This is a genomic window from Brevibacterium ihuae (genome assembly GCF_900184225.1).
In the GTDB taxonomy this organism is placed as follows: Bacteria; Actinomycetota; Actinomycetes; order Actinomycetales; family Brevibacteriaceae; genus Brevibacterium; species Brevibacterium ihuae.
In genome coordinates, this window is record NZ_FXWZ01000002.1 from 500,528 (window position 1) to 522,995 (window position 22,468).

Consider the following 22,468-nt stretch of genomic DNA (forward strand, 5'->3'; position numbering starts at 1 on the left):
ACTCGCGGAATCCGCTACACGTCGTAGAAAACTTCGCCGCCGAACCTGAGCAAAAGGTGAATTTATCCTTGGGGCTGGGTAATAATGGGGGCGTGTCCACTGCCACTGCATCTCACACAGCGCCGGTTCATCCAGTCGTCAACAGGCCGAACACGACAACCGTAGGGTTCATCGTGTGGCTGTCGAGCGAGCTGATGTTCTTCGCCGCGCTCTTCGCCATGTACTTCACGATCCGCTCGGTCGTCCCCGACATGTGGGCGCAGGAGACGGAGAAGCTCGCCTTCTGGTTCGCGCTCGGCAACACCTCGATCCTGGTGCTGTCGTCGGTGACCTGCCAGCTGGGCGTCTTCAAGGCCGAGCACTTCAAGCCGCGCCGCACCGGCGGCCTGCTCAACCTCGGCAAATGGGGCCTCGTCGAGTGGTACTACCTCTCCTTCGTCCTCGGAGCGATCTTCATCGGCGGACAGGTCTTCGAGTACGCGACCTTGGTGTCCGAGGGCGTCGCGATCAACTCGAACGCCTACGGCTCGGTCTTCTACCTCACCACCGGGTTCCACGGACTCCACGTGGCCGGCGGTCTCATCGCCTTCCTGCTCGTCATCGGGCGCACCTACGCAGCGAAGAAGTTCGGGCACCGGGAAGCCGTGTTCGCGATCTGCGTGTCGTACTACTGGCACTTCGTCGACGTCGTGTGGGTCGGCCTCTTCGCAGTGATCTACATCCTCCAGTGATCGCTGTCTGAGACCCGGACCACCAGACTCCCGCAAGAAAAGGACAAACCTGTGAAGCTTCTAGCCGAACGACGCCGGCACCCCATGGCCCTCGTGGTCCTGCTGCTCGTCGGTCTGTTGATGACCGGCGGCGCATACGCGATGTTCACCTCGAACAGCACGGCGAATGCCGAGGAGTACACCGCAGCCGACGTGGAGGAGGGCGAGAAGCTCTTCGTCACCAACTGCGCCACCTGCCACGGCATGAACGCCGAGGGCACCGAGAACGGCCCCGGCCTCATCGGCGTCGGCGCCGCGGCGGTCGACTTCCAGGTGGGAACCGGACGCATGCCGCTGCAGATGAGCGGCCCGCAGGCCCCGGTGAAGACCCCGCAGTTCAGCGAGGAGCAGATCTCGCAGATGGCCGCCTATGTCGCCTCGCTCGGCCCCGGACCGGCAGTTCCGGAGGACGAGTACCTCGACACCGCGCAGGGCGATGCGGCCGCCGGCGGTGGCCTGTTCCGCACGAACTGCGCCATGTGCCACAACGTCGTCGGATCCGGCGGCGCCCTGACCCGCGGCAAGTACGCGCCGAACCTCTCCGAGGTCTCCGAGAAGCACCTATACGAGGCCATGCAGACCGGCCCGCAGAACATGCCGATCTTCAACGATGCGAACCTCACCCCCGAGCAGAAGCGCGACGTCATCACCTACGTGCGCGAGGTCTCCGAGCAGCCGTCCCCCGGCGGTGCCAAGCTCGGCTCGCTCGGCCCGGTCGCCGAAGGCCTGTTCATCTGGTTCTTCGGACTCGCGGCAGTCATCGGCATCACCGTGTGGCTCTCGGCCCGGTCGAAGTGACCACGACGTTCTCATCCGTATCGAGTAAAGGACGAGGAAGCGAATGACCTCGAAACAGCACACTGCCGAGCACGGCAGCCAGCTCGAGCAGGTGAACGGGTTCACCAATCCTGGTATCCCCGAACACTCGCCGCGAGTGACCGACAGCAGCCCGGCTGCGGAGCGCACGGCAGAACGCCAGATCGCGGGATGGTTCATCCTCTCGATGATCGGCACCATCTGGTTCATCGTGTCGTACTTCCTCTTCCCCATCGAGGACGGCGAGATGGGGAGCATCCGCCTGCAGAACGCGATGCTCGGCCTCGGTGCCACACTCGCGCTGTTCTCCATCGGCGTCGGCGTCGTCCTCTGGGCGAAGACCCTCATCACCGATGTCGAGGTCGTCGAGTCGCGGCATGACATCGCCGGATCCGAAGAGGACCAGGCGATCGCTCTCGAGATCATCGAGCAGGCCAAGGAGGAATCGGGCATCGCCCGCCGTCCGCTCCTGCGCAACACGCTCATCGCCGCGGTCGCGATCGCTCCGCTGCCGGCCCTCCTCGTCTTCCGCGACCTCGGTCCGCTCCCGGGCAACAAGCTCTTCGAGACCCTCTGGGGACCCGGCGTCCGTCTCGTCCAGGACCCGGGAATGGTGCCGCACGAGGACCGCTACATCCGCGCCGAGGACGTCACCATCGGCTCGGCCTTCCACGTCATCCCGGAGAAGATGTACGAGTCGGAGCACCCGCTCAACGAGAAGGCCAAGGCAGCCGTGCTCCTCATGCGCGTCGATCCCCGGGAGCTCAACACGGATCCGGCCAAGGAGGACTGGGGTGTCGACGGCATCGTCGCCTACTCCAAGATCTGCACCCACGTCGGCTGCCCCGTCGCCCTCTACGAGCACCAGACCCACCACCTCCTGTGCCCGTGCCACCAGTCGACCTTCGACGTGACCAACCACTGCGCGGTCATCTTCGGCCCGGCCAAACGTCCGCTTCCGCAGCTTCCCATCGCCGTCGATGACGAGGGCTACCTGGTCGCTCAGCGCGACTTCGTGGACCCTGTCGGCCCGACCTTCTGGGAGATCAACACCAGGGAGACCTCCGAGCAATGAGCACAGCACCTGCGACGACCGCCGTCGGAAAAGCGGCACAGTTCACCGAGAGCCGCGTCGGCGCCTCGAAGATGGTCAAGGAGTTCGGACGGAAGATCTTCCCGTCCCACTGGTCCTTCATGCTCGGCGAGGTGGCGCTCTACACCTTCATCATCCTCGTCCTCACCGGTACGTTCCTCACGTTCTGGTTCAAGCCGGCGATGGGCGAGCTCCACTACGAGGGTCCGTTCATCCCGCTCAAGGGCGTCGAGATGTCCGAGGCCTACGCCTCGACCCTGGCGATCTCGTTCGAGATCCGCGGAGGCCTGTTCATCCGTCAGATGCACCACTGGGCAGCGCTGCTGTTCATGGCCGCGGTGAGCATCCACGCCCTCCGCATCTTCTTCACCGGCGCGTTCCGCCGCCCGCGTGAGATCAACTGGCTCATCGGCATCGCCCTCGTCGCGCTCGGCATGGGTGCCGGCTTCACCGGCTACTCGCTGCCCGACGATCTGCTCTCCGGCAACGGCCTGCGGATCATCGACGGCATCCTCAAGAGCATCCCGCTCGTCGGCACCTACATCTCGTTCTTCCTCTTCGGTGGCGAGTTCCCGGGAACCGACATCGTCTCCCGTCTCTACTCGCTCCACATCATGATCGTGCCCGCACTGCTCATCGCAGCGATCGCGGTCCACCTGATGTTCGTCGTCGTGCACAAGCACACCCAGTGGCCGGGTGCCGGTCACACCGAGAAGAACGTCGTCGGTGAGCCCGTCCTCCCGACCTTCGCGGCCAAGGGCGGCGGCTTCTTCTTCATGATCTTCGGTCTGTTGGCGCTGCTGTCCGGGTTCTTCACCATCAACCCGGTGTGGAACTACGGACCGTACGACCCCTCCCCCGTGTCCGCCGGCACCCAGCCGGACTGGTACATCGGATGGATGGACGGATTCCTCCGCATCATCCCGGGCTGGGCCGAGTTCTACATCTTCGGATGGCCGATCAGCTTCAACATCTTCTCCGCCGTCCTCATCGCCGGTCTCCTCTTCGGTGCTATGGCCGTCTGGCCCTTCGTCGAGGCGTGGCTGACCAAGGACTACCGCGAGCACCACATCCTCGATCGCCCGCGCAACAACCCCACGCGCACCGCGCTCGGCGTCGCCGCAGTCGTCTGGTACTGCGTGATGTGGGCCGCCGCCTCGGGCGACCTCATGGCGGTGTTCTTCCACATGTCGCTCAACGACATGATCTACATCTTCCGCGCCCTGTTCTTCATCGGACCGATCGTCGCGTACATCGTGACCAAGCGGATCTGCCTGGGACTCCAGCGGAAGGATCGCGAGATCATCCTCCACGGGTACGAGAGCGGCGAGATCATCCGTCTGCCGCACGGCGAGTACCAGGAGCGTCACAAGGTGCACTCCGACCACAAGGTCTGGGCTCTGTCCGCCTTCGAGTCGCCCGAGTACATCCCCGCGCAGCCGGGTCCCGACGGCCGGATCTCGAAGTGGGAGAAGCGTCGCGCCACGATCGCGAAGTTCTTCTACGAGGATCGTGTCGCACCGGTGACCAAGGCTGAGCTCGACGCCGCACACCACGATCACGGTGCGCACGACGTCGGTGCCGGCTCGCACTCGAGCGGGCAGATCACCTCGGGTCACTGAGACCCAGCGCCTCGCGCGTTCGAAGCCGGAGGGCCGAGCAGTCGTCGACTGCCCGGCCCTCCGGCTTTCCGCATCCTGCTGATGTTCCGGGCGGTTGGCTGTCCGCAATCGCCCGCTGGCCCAGGTATCGCGGGAGCCTGATCACTCGTTCGGCCCGTTCCGGTCCCCTGCCCGCAGGGCCCCGTGATCCGGGGGCCGTCCCTGGTCCCGAGCATGTTCCGTCGACCTGCCCGTTCCCCTCGTTTCGAGTGCCTTGTGCTGCCATGACCGTCGCCTCTGAACCCGGCGCTCGTCCTTCGACGATTCGGCAGAGCGTGGACAGCCCTGAATACGCCGGGGTGATCCGACAGGCATGAAGGACCGCGCAGCGGTCTGGGGGCGGGGTAGCGCGAGTCGCGCTTCTCCCGGTCCTGCTGAGGACGCCGCAGCGCATGGCACACGAGCAGCTTCACATGATGCCGATCGACAGCCTCGCCGCTCACGAGCGCATCGCGCCGACGAAGGAATCGAGGCGGCCCGTTGCACGGCCCGCTTCCCTGGCGGCGGCCCCGGCACCGAACGGACGCTGTGAGGAAGCGTGAGAACGATCTGCGGGGTGCCGTCTTCAGACCCCATCAGCCTGGTGCTCGTAGCGACCTCCCGCTAGATCCTGCTCGCTCCTTGCCAGCTGCTGAGCCGGGCTCTCCGCCGGCGACGGATCTCCCCTGCCGACGAGCCTCCACCGAACGACCGCGGACTCGGGGCCGGACGCTCACTGCCATGATGGGGCAGTCTCCTAGGCACGTGACCGACGGGGCTGTACGCACCGTCCCGAGCTCCGTGCGGCCGCTGAGAGATCTGGAACGGTGACGAGCTGCCCCGATCCGGCGGAGCACACGGCCTCTGCCCTCGTCGTGCGTTCGTCACGGAATGATTCGATGACAACGACCGACGACGGGCACGAGGTGAGCCGCCGCTGCTTCTCCTATCCCGTGGGCAGGACACGATCGGAGGGACGCTCGAGGCCCCTCAGGCGTGCTCACGCAGGTTCCCTCGCGTACCACCCAGCGACTTCGCAGTGGATGGCAATCCGATTCGGTGCAGCCGTCCCTCCGGGCAGGAATGTTTCCTTCGCCTCGACCAGGGTGTATCCCAGGGCGAGTGAGCGCGCACTCCCCTGGCAAGCGGCAGGGCCTGCGGGAGCAAGAGGAACGACAATCTCCGTCACGACCCAGATTTCGTTCTCCGGCACGCCGACCGCTCTCTCCTCGTCACTCCTATCGTTCGGCTTCCGGCACGCCGACCGCGTCCTTCGCACACGCCGGCATCGCACAGCGCCATCGCGGCGAGGGACCAACGAGAGCGGAAGACTCCGAAGCCGAGGTATCGAGCGGGAGGGCGTCGGTTCCCGGTGGCGGTCACCCCCGAGCCGCGACAGAGATCGGCCGGCACCGGGCGGCGCCGAGTACTGAGCCGACGCAAGGGCCGGAGATCACCCGGCCACACATCGCCCGATCACCCATCCCCAACCGCCGCACCGATGCAGAGAAGCGCCGATTCCGGAGCAGGACCGCCATCTCCAGCGCCGTTGCGCTCGTACCGCGCCCATACCCACCTGGTGAAGCCGCGGCCAGGCTGCGGACAGCCGAGAATCATCCTGCATCGGAAGAACTGACCGAACCTACATCGGCGATGCCTGGACCACAGGGCCTTCCCCGAGTACCGGCGTCCGGGCATCCGGAACAGGCACGACCGATCCGGCTGCATTCGCTGCAGTTCGCCCCGGACCATCGGACCATGGTCACTGATCCCCCAACAGAGCAGAGAATCGCAGGGGTCGCAACGCGGTGAGCCTGACACGGGCCGCTGGGGACAGACAGCGTCCCCAGGCCCACAGACTCGTTCCGGCGGAGTACAGGCGCAGAATGGAGCCCTGCGGGCGCGACACGCCGCGCGCCCCGGTTCTCACACACCGCAAAGATCGACCGTCGACCCCAGAGCGATGTTCACCTGCGGCAGATGTCCCACAGATCGGCCGTTCATGGGACATCTGCCGCGGGTGAACCGGTTCGTCCGAGAAGCCGGTCCGTTCCCGATGCCGCGCGAGCACGAACCCGGTCCGCACCGCCCCGTATCCGCCCGACCCGCACTCCCCCGACCGCTGCAGAACAGCGCGAACCGCCAAGACGCACGAAAGCGGCGGGGCCGGGACTCCAAGTCCCGACCCCGCCGCTCGATGCGCGAGAGCACTCAGCGCTCAGTGTGCGTGGTTGCCTCGGTCGTACTCGTACACGAGACCGACCAGGCCGATGAGGGCGATGACCGCGCCGAAGGGCACGATCCACCATCCGACGGCCACGCCGAAGAAGCACATTCCGGCACCGGTGGCCACGGTGATGGGCCACCAGCTCCACGGGCTGTAGAACCCGTACTCGTACGGCTCGTCGGAGATCTCACCGTCGAGGTCGTCGGCGGCGATCTTTCCGATGCTCCGGTGGTGAAGGAACAGGTACCCACCGATCATGAGCGACATGAGGCCCACGAGGAGGATCGCCGGGAACCCGACGAGCTCCTGGAAATCGGTGAGGAACCCGTAGATGAATCCGATGGGGAGGAAGAACAGGATCCCCGAGCTGAAGATGATTGCGGCGGTCTTCACGAATGCTTCCTCTCCACCACGGTGTACGCGTCACGGTCGTAGCCGGCCAGTTCGAGCAGCTCCGGGTGGTTCGCATCGAACGCGGGGCGCTCGGAGCGGATCCGGGGCAGCGAGGTGAAGTTGTGGCGCGGCGGCGGGCACGAGGTCGCCCACTCGAGGGAGGAGCCGTAGCCCCACGGGTCGTTCACCGTGACCTTCGGTGCCTTGCGGGCGGTGACCCAGACGTTCCAGAAGAACGGGATCATCGACAGACCCAGGATCAGCGAACCTACGGTGGAGATCTGGTTCATCCACGTCCAGCCGTCCTGCGGCAGGAAGTCCGCGTACCGGCGCGGCATGCCATCGGCACCCATCCAGTGCTGGATCAGGAACGTCATGTGGAAGCCGATGAACAGCAGCCAGAAGTGGATCTTGCCGAGCGACTCGTTGAGCATCCGCCCCGTCCACTTCGGCCACCAGAAGTAGAAGCCGGCGAACATCGCGAACACGACCGTGCCGAAGATGACGTAGTGGAAGTGGGCGACGACGAAGTACGAATCGGACACCTGCTGATCGAGGACCGGGCTGGCGAGGATGACCCCGGTCAGCCCGCCGAACACGAACGACACGAGGAACCCGAGGGACCAGAGCATCGGAGTCTCGAAGGTCAGGGAACCGCGCCACATCGTGCCGATCCAGTTGTAGATCTTCACACCCGTCGGCACCGCGATGAGCATCGTCATGAACGCGAAGAACGGGAGGAGGACCGCACCGGTGACGTACATGTGGTGGGCCCACACGGTGACGGACAGCGCGGCGATCGCGATCGTCGCGTAGACGAGGCCCTTGTATCCGAAGATCGGCTTGCGGCTGAAGGCCGGGAAGATCTCCGACACGATGCCGAAGAACGGCAGTGCGATGACGTACACCTCGGGGTGGCCGAAGAACCAGAACAGGTGCTGCCAGAGGATCGGCCCACCGTTCTCCGGGCTGAACACGTGGGCACCGAGGATGCGGTCCGCACCGAGCGCGAGCAGCGCGGCGGCCAGCGGCGGGAAGGCCATCATCACGAGGATGCCGGTGATGAGGACGTTCCAGGTGAAGATCGGCATCCGGAACATCGTCATGCCCGGCGCACGCATGGTGATGATCGTGGTGATGAAGTTCACCGAGCCGAGGATCGTGCCGAAGCCCTGGAACGCCAGGCCCATGACCCACAGGTGTCCGCCGACCCCCGGGGTGAACGTCGTGTTCGACAGCGGGGCGTAGGCGGTCCAGCCGAAGGAGGCCGCACCCTGCGGGGTGAGGAAGCCGGCGACCGCGATGAGGCTGCCGAACAGGAAGAGCCAGAACGCGAAGGCGTTGAGACGCGGGAACGCGACGTCCGGCGCGCCGATCTGCAGCGGCATGATGACATTGGCGAACCCGGAGAACAGCGGGGTCGCGAACATCAGCAGCATGATCGTGCCGTGCATGGTGAACAGCTGGTTGTACTGCTCCTTCGTCTCGATGATCTGCATCCCGGGCTCGAACAGCTCGAGCCGGATGAGCAGCGCCATGACGCCGCCGATGCAGAAGAAGATGAAGGAGGCGATCAGGTACATGTACCCGATGGTCTTGTGGTCGGTGGAGGTGATCCAGTCGACGACGATCCGACCCTTGCTCCTGGGGAGCGGATCCCGGGTCACCGCGGTCGTGGACCGGTTCTCAGCGACGGCTGTCATTGTTCAGCCCCCTCTTCCTGCTCATAGGGATTCTGGTACCACTCGGTGCGGTCGTAATCCGGGCCGAGGATGCCGGTGTTGCCCTGCTCGCGCAGGCTGTCCGTGTATTCGATGAACTCGTTCTCCGGAACGACCTCGACGTTGAAGAGCATCTCTGCGTGGAACTCACCGCAGAGCTCGGCGCACTTGCCCACGTAGGTGCCCTCCTTGAGGGGACGAAGGTGGATCGACGACTCGCGTCCCGGGATCATGTCGCGCTTCTCGAGGAAGGCGGGGACCCAGAAGGAGTGGATGACGTCGCGCGAGCGCATGACGAGTTCGATGTCGGTGTCGGCCGGCAGGTAGAGCGTCGGTGCGTCGATGCCGGGCTGCTCGGTGCCGTCGAGGTTGACCTGGACGCCGGCGTAGTGGACGTCCTCGGTCACATAGTTGAAGTCCCAGGCCCACTGCTTGCCGACGACCTCGATGACCTGCTCTCCCGGCGTCTCGTCGTCGATGGTCTTCTCGAGGGCGCTGACGTTGTGGAAGAAGAAGCCCACGACGAGGATCACCGGGATGACGGTGTAGAGGATCTCGATGGGCATGTTGTACGCGAGCTGCACGGGCAGACCGCGATCGGTCTTCTTGCGCCGGTAGGCGATGATGCACCAGAGCAGCAGGCCCCAGGTGACGAGACCGACGAGCAGCGCCGCGATCCAGCCGCCGGTCCACAGCGCCGTGTAGGCCTCCGTGTGGGAGGTGGCTCCCTTGGACTCGACGGGTAAGAACCCGACCTCCCAGACCTCGCGGGAACACCCGGAGAGGAGGGCTGTCATGGCAACTGCGCCGAGCACACCGAGCCGCTTGGGCCAGGTCCTTCGCATGCCGCGCACTGGCTGATTCGGAGAATCCACGTGCAGCCTTTCACAACTTCCGTCGATGCCTGCCCTGATCAGACTGCCTGCGCCGCGGGTATTCGCGGACGGCGGCGGTCGCCGAGCGGACTGGTCACCGAATACTGACTTTGTCTCCCCCACCTTACCGCTACGCGCGGTAGAAAATCACACTCTTCTGCTCACTGGATGAGAAAAGCCTGCGAATGATCGCCCCTCCGCGCCCGGTCGAGGGCCGCGAGGTACTCGAACGCACCGATCTCCGACACGCCGAGGCGGGCGAGGTGTGACGTCTGCCACTGCGTGTCGATGAGCCACGGCGTGTCCGACTCGACCGCATCGAGGACCTCGACGAGGCGGACGAGTGCGACCTTCGAGGCGTCCGGGCGGCGATGGAACATCGACTCGCCGGCGAACACGCTGCCGAACGCCACGCCGTAGAGTCCCCCGACAAGGCGGCCGCGCTCGAACACCTCGACGGAATGGGCATGTCCTGCGGCATGGAGCCCGGCGTAGAGGTCGATGAGCTCAGGGGTGATCCACGCACCCTCGCGGTCGGAGCCGGCGCACGCCTCGACGACGGACCGGAAGCACGTGTCGATCGCCCAGTCGAACCGGCGGACCGAGCGCCGCAGGCTCCTCGAGACCGTGAGCTCTCCGGAACGCAGCACGCCGCGCCGACGCGGGGACCACCAGCCGATCGGCTCCGCTCCCCCGTCGCCGAGCCCCATGGGGAAGAGACCGGCCCGATACGCGGAGATGACCTGGTCGATGCTGCGGATGCCGGCGACGGCGCGCAGATCGTCCAGGTCCATGTCGTCTCCGGACTCCGGTGGGACCGGGTCGAGCGCCGGTGGGGTCACCGGCGCAGTGTGATCAGTGGAAGGAGTCGCCGCAGGCGCACGAGCCGCCCGCGTTGGGATTGTCGATGGTGAAGCCCTGCTTCTCGATCGTGTCGGAGAAGTCGATCGTCGAACCGTTGAGGTACGGGACGCTCATGCGGTCGACGATGACCTCGACGCCGTCGAAGTCGCGGACGGCGTCGCCGTCGAGGAAGCGCTCGTCGAAGTACAGCTGGTAGATCAGCCCCGAGCAGCCGCCGGGCTGCACGGCGACGCGGAGCCGCAGGTCGTCGCGCCCCTCCTGCTGGAGCAGGCTGCGGACCTTGTCGGCGGCAGCGGTGGAGAGATCGACTTCGTGCACCGGTGCGGCTTCGTTCGTGACTGTCATCGGACACTCCTTCGCGTACGTTGTGCTTCGTCAGGACAGGCTACACCAGCGAACGCCGCAGCCCCCGGGGTTATTCCCCGGCCGTCCCGATCGACCGGTGACGGGCGAGGCGGTCGAGCAGCAGCGCCTCCGACACGATTGCCGAGGCGAAGTCGGGGAGGTAGAGCGACTCGTTCGCGCTGTGCGCCCGGGCGTCGGGGTCCTCGACGCCGGTGACGAGGATCGACGCCTCCGGGAACACCTCGGTGAGGTCCGCGATGAAGGGGATCGAGCCGCCGAGTCCCATGTGCACGCATTCGGCACCGAACCCGTCGCTCAGCGCACCGTGGGCGATCGCAGTGACCGGGTCGTCGAGATCCGCCTGCCAGGGGCTGCCGCTCTCCTCGGCGCCCAACTCGATCCTGGCCCCGAACGGCACGTGGGCACGGAGGTGCTCCTTGACCGCACGGAGGGCGGACTCCGGCGTGTCCCCCGGTGCCAAGCGGATCGAGAGCTTCGCCCGGAGCGCGTCCTGGAGGGTGTTGGAGGAGTCGTCCACAGCGGGGACGTCGAGACCGATCACCGTCACCGCGGGCCGGGTCCACAGGCGCGAGGCGAGAGAGCCGGTGCCGATGAGCGCAGTGGAGGGCAGGACCCCGGAGTCGCGTCGGAGGTCCGCCTCCGCGTAGTCGACGTCGATGCCGTCGTGCCCGTGGAGCCCGGCCACCGCAACCGAGCCGTCCTCGTCGTGGAGGGTGCCGAGCAGGCGGGTCATGGCGAGCATCGCGTCGGGGACCAGACCGCCGTACATCCCCGAATGGACTGCATGGTCGAGGGTGCGGACGGTGAACTCGAGCGCGGCCATCCCGCGCAGGCTCGAGGTCAGGGCCGGCACTCCCGCGGCCCAGTTCCCGGAGTCGGCGACGATGATGACGTCGGCGGCGAGCCGGTCGCGGTGCCTGTCGAGGAAGTCGCGGAAGCTCGGGGACCCCGCCTCCTCCTCGCCCTCGACGAACAGCACGACACCCACATCGAGCGAGTCGCCCAGCAGTTCGAGAGCGGTGAGGTGGACCATGATGCCGGCCTTGTCGTCGGCGGCTCCGCGGCCGAACAGTCGATCGCCTGCGACCGTCGCGTCGAACGGAGGCGTGTTCCACAGCCGCTCGTCGCCGACCGGCTGGACATCGTGGTGGGCATAGAGCAGCACGGTCGGGCGTCCGGGCGGTGCCGGGATCGAGGCGACCACGGCCGGATACCCCGCCTCGCCGTCGGGCGTCTGCGCGGTGAGGACGTCGACGGTCTCGAATCCGACAGCCCGGGCGAGCCGCGCCACCTCCGCGGCGCTGTCCTCGACGTGTCGCCGATCGAGCGTCGGCCAGGCGACCCCGGGGATCGCGACGAGCCGAGTGAGCGTGTCGAGGACCTCGGGCATGCGGGCGTCGAGCGCCGAGCGGAGCGCGGTGGGGTCGAGGGGGCGGGGTGTCTGCGGATTCGGATCGGTCATGCGTCCGATACTATTGAACGCGTGTTTGGACGGAACAAGAACCCTGAGACCACGGCCCCGACGGGCTCGACCGCTGACGACCCCGCATCCGCGGTCGACGGGAGCGAGCCGGTCGTCGACGACCGCACCGCACCGACGAATCCCGCCGAGGCGAAGAAGAACCGTCCCACTCCCAAGCGTAGCGCGCAGCAGGCCGCCCGCAAGCGGCCGCTCGTGCCCGACGACCGCAAGGAGGCCAACCGCCGGGCCCGCGACGAGATGCGCAAGCAGCGCGACCAGGCGCGGGTCGGGGTCATGCAGGGCGATGAGCGCTACCTCACCTCCCGCGACCGCGGGCCGCAGCGGCGCTACGTGCGCGACTTCGTCGACGCGCGCTGGTCGATCAGCGAGTTCTTCATCCCCCTCGCTCTCATCGTCCTCGTCTTCGGCATGTTCGGCGGCCCGGACTTCCAGGTCATCGCGAACGTCATCGTCTACGGCATCCTCGCGCTCGTCATCCTCGACAGCGTCGTCCTCAACTACCGCCTCAAGGCGCGGATGGCCGACAAGTTCGGCGGTAAAGAGAAACTCGAGAAGGGCCTGACGTTCTACCTCGTCATGCGCTCGATCCAGATGCGCCCGCTGCGCATCCCCAAGCCGCAGGTCAAGCGCGGCGAGTTCCCCCACTGAGGCCGCGCAGCAGCCGGCCGGGCCAGAACGGCCCGCCGTAGATCATGCCCGAATAGACCTGGACGAGGTCCGCTCCCGCCGCCAGACGTGCGCGCACATCGCGCGCATCGGTGATCCCGCCGACGGAGACCACCGCGAGGCGGTCCCCCACCCGGCGCTTGACGAGCCGCAGCACCTCGAACGATCGCTCGGCCAGCGGCGTGCCCGAGATGCCTCCGGCCTCCTCGAGCGCGCGATCGTGATCGCGCCCGGTGAGCACCCCGCGGTCGATCGTCGTGTTCGTCGTGATGATCCCGTCGACGCCGAGCTCGAGGGCGAGGTCCGCCACCGCGAGGACATCCGCGTCGTCGAGGTCGGGCGCGATCTTGATGAGGAGCGGGACGTGACCGAGTGTCGAGCGCGGGTGGGCGACGGCCTCGGCTGCGGAATCCTGCACCGCGGTGACGATCGGCTCGAGCGCCGCAGCGGTCTGCAGGTCCCGCAGCCCCGGCGTGTTCGGGGAGCTGACGTTGATGACGAGGTAGTCGGCGAGCGGGGCGAGGATCCGGGCCGAATCGCGGTAGTCCGCGGCCGCGCGCGCCGCGTCGACGACCTTCGTCTTGCCGATATTCACACCGATGACCGGCCGCCGCGACTCCGGCATGCGCGCCACGCGGGCCCGTGCGAGCCGCAGGTTGAGCGCCGCAGCCCGTGCTCCGGCGTTGTTGAAGCCCATCCGGTTGAGGATCGCGTCGTGGTCGAGCAGCCGGAAGAGCCGCGGCCGCGGGTTGCCGGGCTGGGCGTGCGCGGTGATCGTGCCGACCTCGATGTGCCCGAAGCCGAGCAGCGCCAGGGCGCGCACGCCGGCGGCGTTCTTGTCGAAGCCTGCGGCGAGCCCCAGTCGATTGGGGAAGGGCAGGCCGAGCACGTTCGCCGGCGCTGCGGTCCCGGTGCTGAACAGGGCGCCGAGTGCGGACCGGACCCCGGGGATGCGATCGAGGGCGCGGAGGCCCGCGAAGCTGACGCGGTGGGCGCGCTCGGCGTCCATGGGCACGAACACGGTGCGGAGGATCAATCGATACACGTGCCCATCCTACGGGCGCGCGGACCGGCGCGGCCCCCGGGTGCTCACCGCAGTGTCAGGACGACGGACTACGATCGTTGACCAGACCGCGCGACCCCGACGAAAGGACTTCCATGACCACCCCGACGATCGACATCACCGCGGCGAGCACCGCCGTGGCGAAGGCCAAGGCCGACGCGCTCGTCCTCGGCATGCGCTCCGCGGACTCGCGGGCCGCCCTGCCCGCCGGCATCGACCTCCCCAAGAGCGTCGCGGCGGAGATCGCGTCCGCAGCCGCGGCCGTGGGATTCACCGGTCGCACCGACTCGCTGGCCCGCAACCCCGCTCCCAAGGGTCTCGCCGCGAAGTCCGTCGTCCTCGTGGGCCTCGGCGACTTCGACGAGCTCGATGTCGTGGGCGAGGCCACCGCCGACGAGGCGCACGAGGCGCTCCGCCGCGCCGCCGGCACCGCCGTGCGCTCGCTCACCGGCGGTGAGACCATCGCGCTCGCCCTCCCGGCGGGCACCGCCTCGGCCGCGGAGGCCGTAGCGACCGGTGCCGGGCTCGGCGCCTACCGCTACACCGATTACCTGAGCGAGCCGGAGAAGACCCGGCGAGCACGCGGGATCACCGTCCTCACCGACTCCAAGGCCCAGGCAGGGGTCGCCCGCGCCGCGACGGTCGTCGCCGCGACCAATCGCGCGCGCGACCTCGTCAACCAGCCGCCGCTCGACCTCTACCCCGAGTCGTTCGCGGACCTCGTCGCCGCCCAGGCGAAGGGCCGGAAGGTCAAGGTCACCGTGCTCGACGACGCCCAGCTCGCCGCTCAGGGCTACGGCGGCCTCACCGGGGTGGGCAAGGGATCCCCCCGCGGCCCGCGCCTCGTCAAGCTCGAGTACAGCCCGCGGAAGGCCGCCCGCCACCTCGCTCTCGTCGGCAAGGGCATCACCTTCGATTCCGGCGGCCTCTCGCTCAAGCCCGCCGCGTCGATGGAGGACATGAAGTCCGACATGGCCGGCGCCGCCGCCGCGGCGCAGGCGCTGTTCGCGATCGCCGATCTCGACCTGCCCGTGCGTGCGACCGCATGGCTCGCGCTCGCCGAGAACATGCCCGGCGGCAATGCGCAGCGTCCGAGCGACGTCATCCGGATCTTCGGCGGGAAGACCGTCGAGGTGACGAACACCGACGCGGAGGGCCGTCTCGTGCTCGCGGACGCGCTCGTCGCCGCGCAGCAGGACGATCCCGATCTCGTCATCGACATCGCCACCCTCACCGGTGCGCAGATCGTCGCACTCGGCACGCGGGTGTCGGGCGTCATGGGCACCAACGGCGCCCGGAACCGCGTCATGCTCGCCGCCGGGGTGTCGGGCGAGCAGATGTGGCCGATGCCCTTCCCCGAGGAGATCCGCAAGCAGTTCGACTCGACCGTCGCGGACCTCAAGAACTCCGGCAAGCGCCACGGCGGGATGCTCGCCGCCGGCATCTTCCTCAGCGAGTTCGTGCGCGAGGGCGTCCAGTGGGCGCATCTCGACATCGCCGGGCCCTCGTACAACACCGAGTCGCCGTGGGGATACACCCCGGCGGCCGGCACCGGGGTCCCGGTCCGCACCCTCGTCGAGGTCGCGGCGCAGCTCTCCGGACGCTGATCCGCCCGGAGCGGGGCCTGCGCGGATCCTGCGCGGGCCCCGCTGCCGCATCGGTCGTGAGGCGGGTTACAGCAAATCCGGCACACCCCGTCACGACTTTTGCCCGGATTAGTGAAAAGATGAGAACGAAGGTGCCGTCACCCTCGGCACACCCCTTCCGCACAACGAGGAGCGATCCGTGAGCGATCCGGTCAACACGTACGATCTCGTCGTCCTCGGCGGCGGCACCGGCGGCTACGCAGCCGCCCTGCGCGCAGCCCAGCTCGACATGAAAGTTGCTCTCATCGAGCGCGACAAGCTGGGCGGCACCTGCCTGCACCGCGGCTGCATCCCGACGAAGGCGCTGCTCCATGCCGCCGAGGTCGCCGATTCCGCCCGCGAAGCGTCCGCCTTCGGCATCGAGGTCGACCTCAAGGGCATCGACATGGAGAAGGTCCTCACATTCAAGCAGGGGATCATCGACCGCAACTACAAGGGTCTCCAGGGGCTCGTCAAGGCGCGCAACATCGACTACATCGCCGGTGAGGGCAGGCTCGTCTCCGAGGACTCCCTCGAGGTCACCAATGACGAGGGCACCCTGACGGTCACGGGCAAGCACATCGTGCTCGCCACCGGCTCGACCTCGAAGACCATCGGGATCGACGTCCGCGACCGCGTGATGACGAGTGAGCAGGCGCTCCACTACGACGCCGTTCCGGAATCCGCGGTCGTCCTCGGCGGCGGCGTCATCGGCGTCGAGTTCGCGAGCGTGTGGGCGTCCTTCGGATCGAAGGTCACCATCGTCGAGGGTCTCCCGCACCTCGTCGCGAACGAGGACGAGGCGATCTCCAAGGCGCTCGAGAAGGCGTTCAAGAAGCGCAAGATCGGCTACCAGGTCGGCGTGAAGTTCGAGAGCGTTGAGCAGGACGACTCCGGCGTCCACGTCACGCTCGAGGACGGCACCGTGCTCGACGCCGAGGTCCTCCTCGTCGCGGTCGGCCGCGGCCCGGTGACCGAGGGCTTCGGATTCGACGACCAGGGGATCACCCTCGATCGCGGGTTCGTCATCGTCGATGAGCGGCAGCACACCGGCGTCGGGAAGATCTACGCGGTCGGCGACATCGTCCCCGGGCTGCAGCTCGCCCACCGGTCCTTCGCCCAGGGCATCTTCGTCGCGGAGGAGATCGCCGGGCTCGAGCCGGTCCCCGTCATCGAATCCGGGATCCCGCGCGTGACCTACAGCGAGCCGGAGATCTTCTCCGTCGGCCTCACCGAGAAGAAGGCCGCCGAGGAGTACGGCGAGGACAGGATCGAGAAGGTCGAGTACCCGCTCGCCGGCAACGCCAAGTCGACGATCCTCAAGACCACCGGCTTCATCAAGGTCGTCCGCGAGAAGGACGGACCGGTCGTCGGCATCCACGGCATCGGCGCCCGGCTGAGCGAGCAGGCGGGAGAAGCGCAGCTCATTGTCAACTGGGAGGCCTTCCCCGAGGAGGTCGCGCAGCTCGTGCACGCGCACCCCACGCAGAACGAGGCCATCGGCGAAGCGCACCTCGCGCTCGCCGGCAAGCCGCTCCATTTCCACAACTGATCCCGAGGGAGACACATCACTATGTCCAACTCCGTGCAGATGCCGGCTCTCGGCGAGTCGGTCACCGAAGGCACTGTCACCCGCTGGCTCAAGGAGGTCGGCGACGAGGTCGAGGTCGACGAGCCGCTGCTCGAGGTGTCGACCGACAAGGTCGACACCGAGATCCCCAGCCCCTACGCCGGCGTGCTCGAGAAGATCCTCGCCGAAGAGGACGATGTCGTCGAGGTCGGCGGCGACCTCGCGGTCATCGGCGACGGCGACTCCTCCGACGATTCCGATTCGTCCGACGACGACGCCGAGGCCGAGGACGCGGAATCCTCGGCGGACGACGAGAGCGACGCGGACGCGACCGAGGACGCCGCGGACGATGGGGGTGCCGCCGACGCGGAAGCCGAGGAGACCGACGAGTCCGAGGACACGGACGCCGCGGACGCGGATGCGGCCGGCGAGGACTCGGCCGAGGGGTCCGATTTTGATTCGGCGAAGGGATCCGATTCGGGATCCGGCGACTCCACCGAGGTGACCATGCCGGCTCTCGGCGAGTCGGTCACCGAGGGCACTGTCACCCGCTGGCTCAAGGAGGTCGGCGACGCGGTCGAGGTCGACGAGCCGCTGCTCGAGGTCTCGACCGACAAGGTCGACACCGAGGTCCCCTCCCCCGTCGCGGGCACGGTCCAGAAGCTGCTCGCGGACGAGGACGACACCGTCGAGGTCGGCGAGCCGCTCGCGATCATCGGTTCCGGTTCCGCCTCGGATGACGGCGGCGACGACTCCGCGGAGAAGTCCGGCACCGACGAAGAGCCTGCCGAGGAGCCCGAGCACGAGCCGGAGACCGACGCCGAGGACCAGGAGTCCGCGGAGCCGGAGGACAAGGCCGACGAGGCCGAGAAGTCCGACGCCGAGGGCGAGGAAGCGGCGAAGAAGGTCGACGCGGAGACGGATGAGGATCCCGAGCCCGACACCGAGTCCGACTCGAACAAGGACGATTCCGGGACGAAGGATTCCGACGACTCCGACGAGAAGGAGTCGGCATCCGCGAAGCAGGATCCCGGTGCCGCCCGTCGCAGCATGTCCTCGGCCGTGAGCTCGGACAACGCGGCCTACGTCACGCCTCTCGTGCGGAAGCTCGCGAAGTCGAAGGGCGTCGACCTCGGTGCGGTGACCGGCACCGGCGTGGGCGGTCGCATCCGCAAGCAGGACGTGCTGGCCGCCGCGCAGAACGCTGCGGCGACCCAGGCCGCCGGCCCGGTGGGCGGCGGGGAGTCGCGCGAGGCCTACTCGCACGAGATCCCCGAGGCGGCGCAGAAGCTGCGCGGCACCACCGAGAAGGCGACGCGCATCCGCCAGACCATCGCCTCGCGGATGCACGAGTCGCTCCAGACGAGCGCCCAGCTCACGCAGGTCATCGAGGTCGACATGACCCGGGTGGCCAAGCTCCGGGCGGCCCGCAAGGAGGCCTTCGCCGACAAGCACGGGGTCAAGCTCAGCTTCCTCCCGTTCTTCGCCAAGGCGATCGTCGAGGCGCTGCAGGTGCATCCCAAGGTCAACGCCGTCTACGACGTCGAGGCCAAGGAGATCACCTACTTCGATCACGAGAACCTCGCGGTCGCCGTGGACACCGAGCGCGGACTGCTCGTCCCGGTGATCAAGGACGCCGGGGAGCTCAGCGTCGCCGGCATCGCGAAGGCCATCGACGACATCGCCGAGCGCACCCGGAACAGCAAGATCGGTCCGGACGAGCTCACCGGCGGGACCTTCACGGTGACGAACATCGGCAGCGTCGGGGCACTCTTCGACACGCCGATCATCAACACCCCGCAGGTCGGCATCATCGGCACCGGAGTGATCACCAAGCGACCGGTGGTCGTCAAGTCGGTCGACGGCGAGGACACCATCGCGATCCGCGACATGGTCTACCTGCCGCTCACCTACAACCACCAGCTCGTCGACGGAGCGGATGCAGGACGATTCCTGCAGACGATCAAGGCGCGTCTGGAGGACGGCAACTTCGAGGCGGATCTCGACCTCTGATCCGCTCGACGCGCCACCGCAGAGGCGGGGGGGGGCCCGGGGCCCNGGGCGGGCCATGTGCCCGCCCCGCCTCTGTGCTGTCGCACGGATGTCGTGCTTCCGCACCCCCGTTCGGGCGGGGTTCAGCCGGGGTGGATCGCGTACACCTGCCAGCCCCGCTCGCCGAACCGGAGCACGACCCGGATCCGCTGGGTGCCGTAGTCCTCGGGCGGGCCGCCGGATCGCTCGACCGTCGTCGTCATCCGCACCGTGAGCACCGCCTCGGTCCCGGCGATCTCCGGTGCGCCGATCGGCTCCACCTCGATCCGGACCTCTCGCCCGGCGAACGCATCGAGGTCGACGGGCGCATCCGCCGCCGCCGCGGGCGACCCGGGGACGGTGAGCGCCTCCAGCGCCTGCGCGTCCCCGGTCTCGTAGGCCTGTTCCCGCGCGTCGGTGAGCGCCCGGAAGGCGCCCGCCGGGTCCTCGTCATCGGTGAGGCCGGCGGCCGGGTCGGTCGGTGAGTTCGTCGTGGCTGGTGGATTCGTTCTGGCCGGTGCGTCCGTGGTGGCCGGCGGGGATTCGGAGGACGCGGCGTCCACCCGGGGATCCGCCTCCCGCTGCGCGGATGCGAGAAGAGCGACCCCGAGGATGACGGCGCTCACCGCGAGCCCGGCGGCGACCACGCGCCGCGGCATCCTCCTCGCGAGCGTGCGAGCCGTTTCGGACCAGCTCCGCGCGCCGGCACCCCTCCCCTGCGCAGTCCGGGCAGATTCCGTCCCGCCGCGCAGGGCGGAGCGCAGTCGACCGACTGCACCATCGATCCGCGGGCTGCTGCGCTCCTGCTGCCGCATCTCGCGCCGTCGCGCTCCACCGCGGGAACGGACCGCACCGGTGGTGCGCCGCATCCTGGCCGGTGCGTCGTCCCTGTCCCCTCGCGGCGATCCGTCGCCCCTGCCCGCGCCGGCCGCCAGACGGTCGGTGAAGCCCGCGTCGAGTCGGATCCGCGCGGTCACCGCGTCCCCGAGCGGCACCTCGGGCTCCGACGGGATGAACGGCACCGGTGCGGCCTCCCCTGCCAGCGCGAGCCGCACTCCCAGGGCGGCCGGCAGCCCGTGTGCGTCGAGCGGTCCCGGACATGCGGACTCGAGGAGATCGATGACGATCGCGGCGAGGGCATCCGCCGGAGCGGGACGCAGATCGCGGACCGGGATCCCCGTCTCCTCCCAGGTCCGCCCCGTGAGGCACAGGTAGGCGAGCTCCCCGAGCTCGCGCTGCGGATCCGCCTCGCCCTCCGACACGGTGACGCACGGGATGAGACGGACCTCGCCCTCAGCGTCCTGAGCGAAGGCGCTCCGGTGCATGCGGATCCGCCCCTCGGGCGCGACCGGAGCGACGCTGAGAGCATCGCAGCAGGCGAGGAGGACGCCGATCGTCTGCGCGCTCGTCAGTCCCCCGTGGCGGCGGAGCACCACCTCGAGCAGCCCGCCGGGCATCCGCGGGACGACGACGCCGGGGACCGGCGACCCGGTGTCGTCGAGCGCCTCGGCGACCTCCGCCCCTGGGGCTCCCCCGGCGGCGGCCTCGGCCAGCGCGGAGCCGTCAGTGAGGAACCACGCGGCTCGTCCGCCGCGCACCACGCGCCTGATCCCCGGGGAGATCTCGGCCTCGATGAGCCACGGTGTGCCCACGGTCGCTCCGTTCGCTGTCGTTCGATGATCGATGATGCCGTTCGATGGCGGTGGATGCATTCCACCACGGTGGGACTCTGCGGACAACCGGCCGGCCCCGGCCTGTGGACGGCGCGCAGCGGCGCGGTCCACAGCCGCACCGTGCACCGGGAACGGGTAGACTTCTCATTCGAGGAATCAACCGCCATCGATCGAGCGAGAGAATGTCAACAGACTCAGAGAAGCGCCGCGGACCGTTCAGCCGGAAGCCCAAGGATCCCAAGAAGCCCGGTCGCATCGCACAGATGCGGCAGGTCGTCCAGCTGGCCCGCCGCCACAACCCCGCTTCGGTGTGGCTCATGGCCGCCGCCGTCGTCGGCTGCATCGGTGTCGGAGTGATCGTCGGTTTCGTGTTCGGCCCCATGTGGCTGTGGGTGATCCTCGGCGTGCTCACCGGCGTCTTCCTCGCCCTCTTCCTCCTCGGCCGCTTCGCGGAGACCGCTGCGTTCGAGGAGATGCGCGGACAGCCCGGCGCCATCGGCGCCGTCCTCAACACCGCCCGCCGCGGCTGGCTCATGGACGAGCAGCCCATCGCCGTCGACCCGCGCACCCGTGACCTCGTCTACCGCTCCACCGGCAAGGGCGGCGTGATCCTCGTCAGCGAGGGTCCGAAGAACCGCGCGGCGAAGATGCTCCAGAAGGAGGAGAAGCGCCACGCGCGGGTGTTGCCCAACGTGCCGATCCACACCTTCCAGGGCGGCGAGGGCGAGGACCAGATCCCGATGAACCGAATCGTCAAGACGGTGCACAAGGTGCCCCGGCCGCTCAACAAGGCCGAGGTCCTCGCCGTCCGCAAGCGGCTCACCGCACTCGGCACGATGGCGAGCCGGCCGCCGATCCCCAAGGGCATCGACCCGATGCGCGCCCGCCCCGATCGCAAGGCGCTGCGCGGACGCTGAGCGCGCCCTGCCGGGACCCTGCCCGGCAGCACTCGAACGCCACGGCGCCCGGGAGAGATCGCATCTCTCCCGGGCGCCGCGCTGTGTGCGCAGGGCTCAGCGGCGGACGATCACCGTCCGGGCGGCGACGTCGTGAAGGCCCCGGTTGTCGACGTTGCTCACGATCGCGGGGATGACGAGGACGAGCAGCAGCGTGCGGACGAGGCCCGCGCGGAGGCCCGGGGCGGCACCGGCGAGGGACATCACCCGCAGGCCGCTCGCCCAGTGTCCGACCGTCATCCCGAGGGTCGACACGAGGACGATGTTCTCGAGGGCGAAGATCGCCGGGATCGCCAGGGGGTGGGCGTCGAAGAGGAAGGCCGCGATGGCGTAGCACATCCCCCAGTCGAGCATGAGGCCGAGGAACCGCCGCCACAGCGGGGCGATCGACCCCGAGCCGGACTCCGGCAGCCCGAGGTTCTTCCCGGGCCAGTAGCCGGCCGGGGTGGAGAACTGGGGTCCGTCGAGCCAGGAGCCGAGGTCGTCGCGATCGATCACGGAGTCCAGGGTACCGGGTCGGCCCGTGTAACACGCCCGTAACACGAGGGATACCGAGGTTTAACGCTCCGGACTAGACTGAGGGTATGACGTGATGACAAACCGGTCACCACGGCTTCCGCCACCCAGACACCAGGA

At 68.3% G+C, this 22,468-nt stretch carries 18 protein-coding genes; 9 read left to right on the forward strand and 9 right to left on the reverse strand.

Going from position 1 to position 22,468, the window contains the following annotated elements; genetic code table 11:
- Positions 1-92 precede the first annotated feature (92 nt).
- From ctaE to qcrB, 4 genes are read left to right on the forward strand one after another with little or no spacing between them, the layout of a single operon-like run.
- Complete coding sequence (gene ctaE, locus C1A17_RS02265; RefSeq protein ID WP_101650329.1) at positions 93-731, forward strand: aa3-type cytochrome oxidase subunit III; 639 nt, start codon at positions 93-95, stop codon at positions 729-731.
- 51 nt (positions 732-782) lie between these two features.
- Positions 783-1,568, forward strand: coding sequence for a cytochrome bc1 complex diheme cytochrome c subunit (qcrC, locus tag C1A17_RS02270; protein WP_101650331.1), 786 nt, complete (start codon positions 783-785; stop codon positions 1,566-1,568).
- Between the two features lie 43 nt (positions 1,569-1,611).
- Positions 1,612-2,661 (forward strand): cytochrome bc1 complex Rieske iron-sulfur subunit, encoded by a 1,050-nt coding sequence (gene qcrA, locus C1A17_RS02275; protein WP_101650333.1) that lies wholly within the window; start codon positions 1,612-1,614, stop codon positions 2,659-2,661.
- The gene (qcrB, locus tag C1A17_RS02280) at positions 2,658-4,301 is read left to right on the forward strand and encodes a cytochrome bc1 complex cytochrome b subunit (protein WP_101650335.1); all 1,644 of its coding nucleotides are present in this window, start codon (positions 2,658-2,660) and stop codon (positions 4,299-4,301) included. Before qcrA ends, qcrB begins: the two co-directional genes overlap by 4 nt.
- A gap of 2,236 nt (positions 4,302-6,537) precedes the next feature.
- Here the strand turns inward: qcrB and C1A17_RS02285 are convergent.
- The 6 genes from C1A17_RS02285 to C1A17_RS02310 all read right to left on the reverse strand — a co-directional run bounded on the left by C1A17_RS02285 (position 6,538) and on the right by C1A17_RS02310 (position 12,227).
- Positions 6,538-6,939 carry a cytochrome c oxidase subunit 4 gene (locus C1A17_RS02285; RefSeq protein ID WP_101650337.1) on the reverse strand — a complete coding sequence of 134 codons (402 nt, stop codon included), beginning with the start codon at positions 6,937-6,939 and terminating at the stop codon, positions 6,538-6,540.
- On the reverse strand, positions 6,936-8,642 hold the full coding sequence (ctaD, locus tag C1A17_RS02290; RefSeq protein ID WP_101650339.1) for an aa3-type cytochrome oxidase subunit I: 1,707 nt from the start codon (positions 8,640-8,642) through the stop codon (positions 6,936-6,938). The genes C1A17_RS02285 and ctaD overlap by 4 nt, the downstream gene beginning before the upstream one ends.
- Positions 8,639-9,505 carry an aa3-type cytochrome oxidase subunit II gene (gene ctaC, locus C1A17_RS02295; protein WP_101650341.1) on the reverse strand — a complete coding sequence of 289 codons (867 nt, stop codon included), beginning with the start codon at positions 9,503-9,505 and terminating at the stop codon, positions 8,639-8,641. Before ctaC ends, ctaD begins: the two co-directional genes overlap by 4 nt.
- Before the next feature lie 191 nt (positions 9,506-9,696).
- Positions 9,697-10,329 (reverse strand): leucyl/phenylalanyl-tRNA--protein transferase, encoded by a 633-nt coding sequence (gene aat, locus C1A17_RS02300; RefSeq protein ID WP_101650343.1) that lies wholly within the window; start codon positions 10,327-10,329, stop codon positions 9,697-9,699.
- 61 nt (positions 10,330-10,390) lie between these two features.
- Positions 10,391-10,744: a HesB/IscA family protein gene (locus tag C1A17_RS02305; protein WP_101650345.1), complete on the reverse strand. Its 354-nt coding sequence runs from the start codon at positions 10,742-10,744 to the stop codon at positions 10,391-10,393.
- A gap of 70 nt (positions 10,745-10,814) precedes the next feature.
- A complete protein-coding gene (locus C1A17_RS02310) occupies positions 10,815-12,227 on the reverse strand; it encodes a dipeptidase (protein WP_101650347.1) in 1,413 nt (470 codons plus the stop codon).
- A gap of 21 nt (positions 12,228-12,248) precedes the next feature.
- Here C1A17_RS02310 and C1A17_RS02315 point away from each other — a divergent pair, with 21 nt between their 5' ends.
- Positions 12,249-12,896 carry a DUF3043 domain-containing protein gene (locus tag C1A17_RS02315; protein ID WP_101650349.1) on the forward strand — a complete coding sequence of 216 codons (648 nt, stop codon included), beginning with the start codon at positions 12,249-12,251 and terminating at the stop codon, positions 12,894-12,896.
- Here C1A17_RS02315 and C1A17_RS02320 read toward each other — a convergent pair.
- Positions 12,871-13,959, reverse strand: coding sequence for a quinone-dependent dihydroorotate dehydrogenase (locus C1A17_RS02320; protein ID WP_101650351.1), 1,089 nt, complete (start codon positions 13,957-13,959; stop codon positions 12,871-12,873). The genes C1A17_RS02315 and C1A17_RS02320 overlap by 26 nt on opposite strands.
- A 113-nt stretch (positions 13,960-14,072) precedes the next feature.
- On the opposite strand from C1A17_RS02320, the gene C1A17_RS02325 reads away from it, so the two are divergent.
- The 3 genes from C1A17_RS02325 (at position 14,073) to sucB (ending at position 19,185) form a co-directional block, all read left to right on the forward strand.
- Entirely contained in the window at positions 14,073-15,584 is a 1,512-nt protein-coding gene (locus C1A17_RS02325) for a leucyl aminopeptidase (RefSeq protein ID WP_101650354.1), read from the forward strand.
- Between the two features lie 178 nt (positions 15,585-15,762).
- Positions 15,763-17,154, forward strand: a complete 1,392-nt coding sequence (gene lpdA, locus C1A17_RS02330) for a dihydrolipoyl dehydrogenase (RefSeq protein WP_101650356.1) — start codon at positions 15,763-15,765, stop codon at positions 17,152-17,154.
- A gap of 21 nt (positions 17,155-17,175) precedes the next feature.
- Positions 17,176-19,185, forward strand: coding sequence for a 2-oxoglutarate dehydrogenase, E2 component, dihydrolipoamide succinyltransferase (gene sucB, locus C1A17_RS02335; RefSeq protein WP_101650358.1), 2,010 nt, complete (start codon positions 17,176-17,178; stop codon positions 19,183-19,185).
- Positions 19,186-19,307: 122 nt separating this feature from the next.
- Here the strand turns inward: sucB and C1A17_RS02340 are convergent, their stop codons facing one another.
- On the reverse strand, positions 19,308-20,855 hold the full coding sequence (locus tag C1A17_RS02340) for a hypothetical protein (protein ID WP_101650360.1): 1,548 nt from the start codon (positions 20,853-20,855) through the stop codon (positions 19,308-19,310).
- A 203-nt stretch (positions 20,856-21,058) separates the two neighbouring features.
- Here C1A17_RS02340 and C1A17_RS02345 point away from each other — a divergent pair, with 203 nt between their 5' ends.
- Positions 21,059-21,793, forward strand: coding sequence for a DUF4191 domain-containing protein (locus C1A17_RS02345; protein ID WP_101650362.1), 735 nt, complete (start codon positions 21,059-21,061; stop codon positions 21,791-21,793).
- Between the two features lie 96 nt (positions 21,794-21,889).
- Here the strand turns inward: C1A17_RS02345 and C1A17_RS02350 are convergent, their stop codons facing one another.
- A complete protein-coding gene (locus C1A17_RS02350) occupies positions 21,890-22,330 on the reverse strand; it encodes an RDD family protein (protein ID WP_101650365.1) in 441 nt (146 codons plus the stop codon).
- Positions 22,331-22,468: the final 138 nt, after the last annotated feature.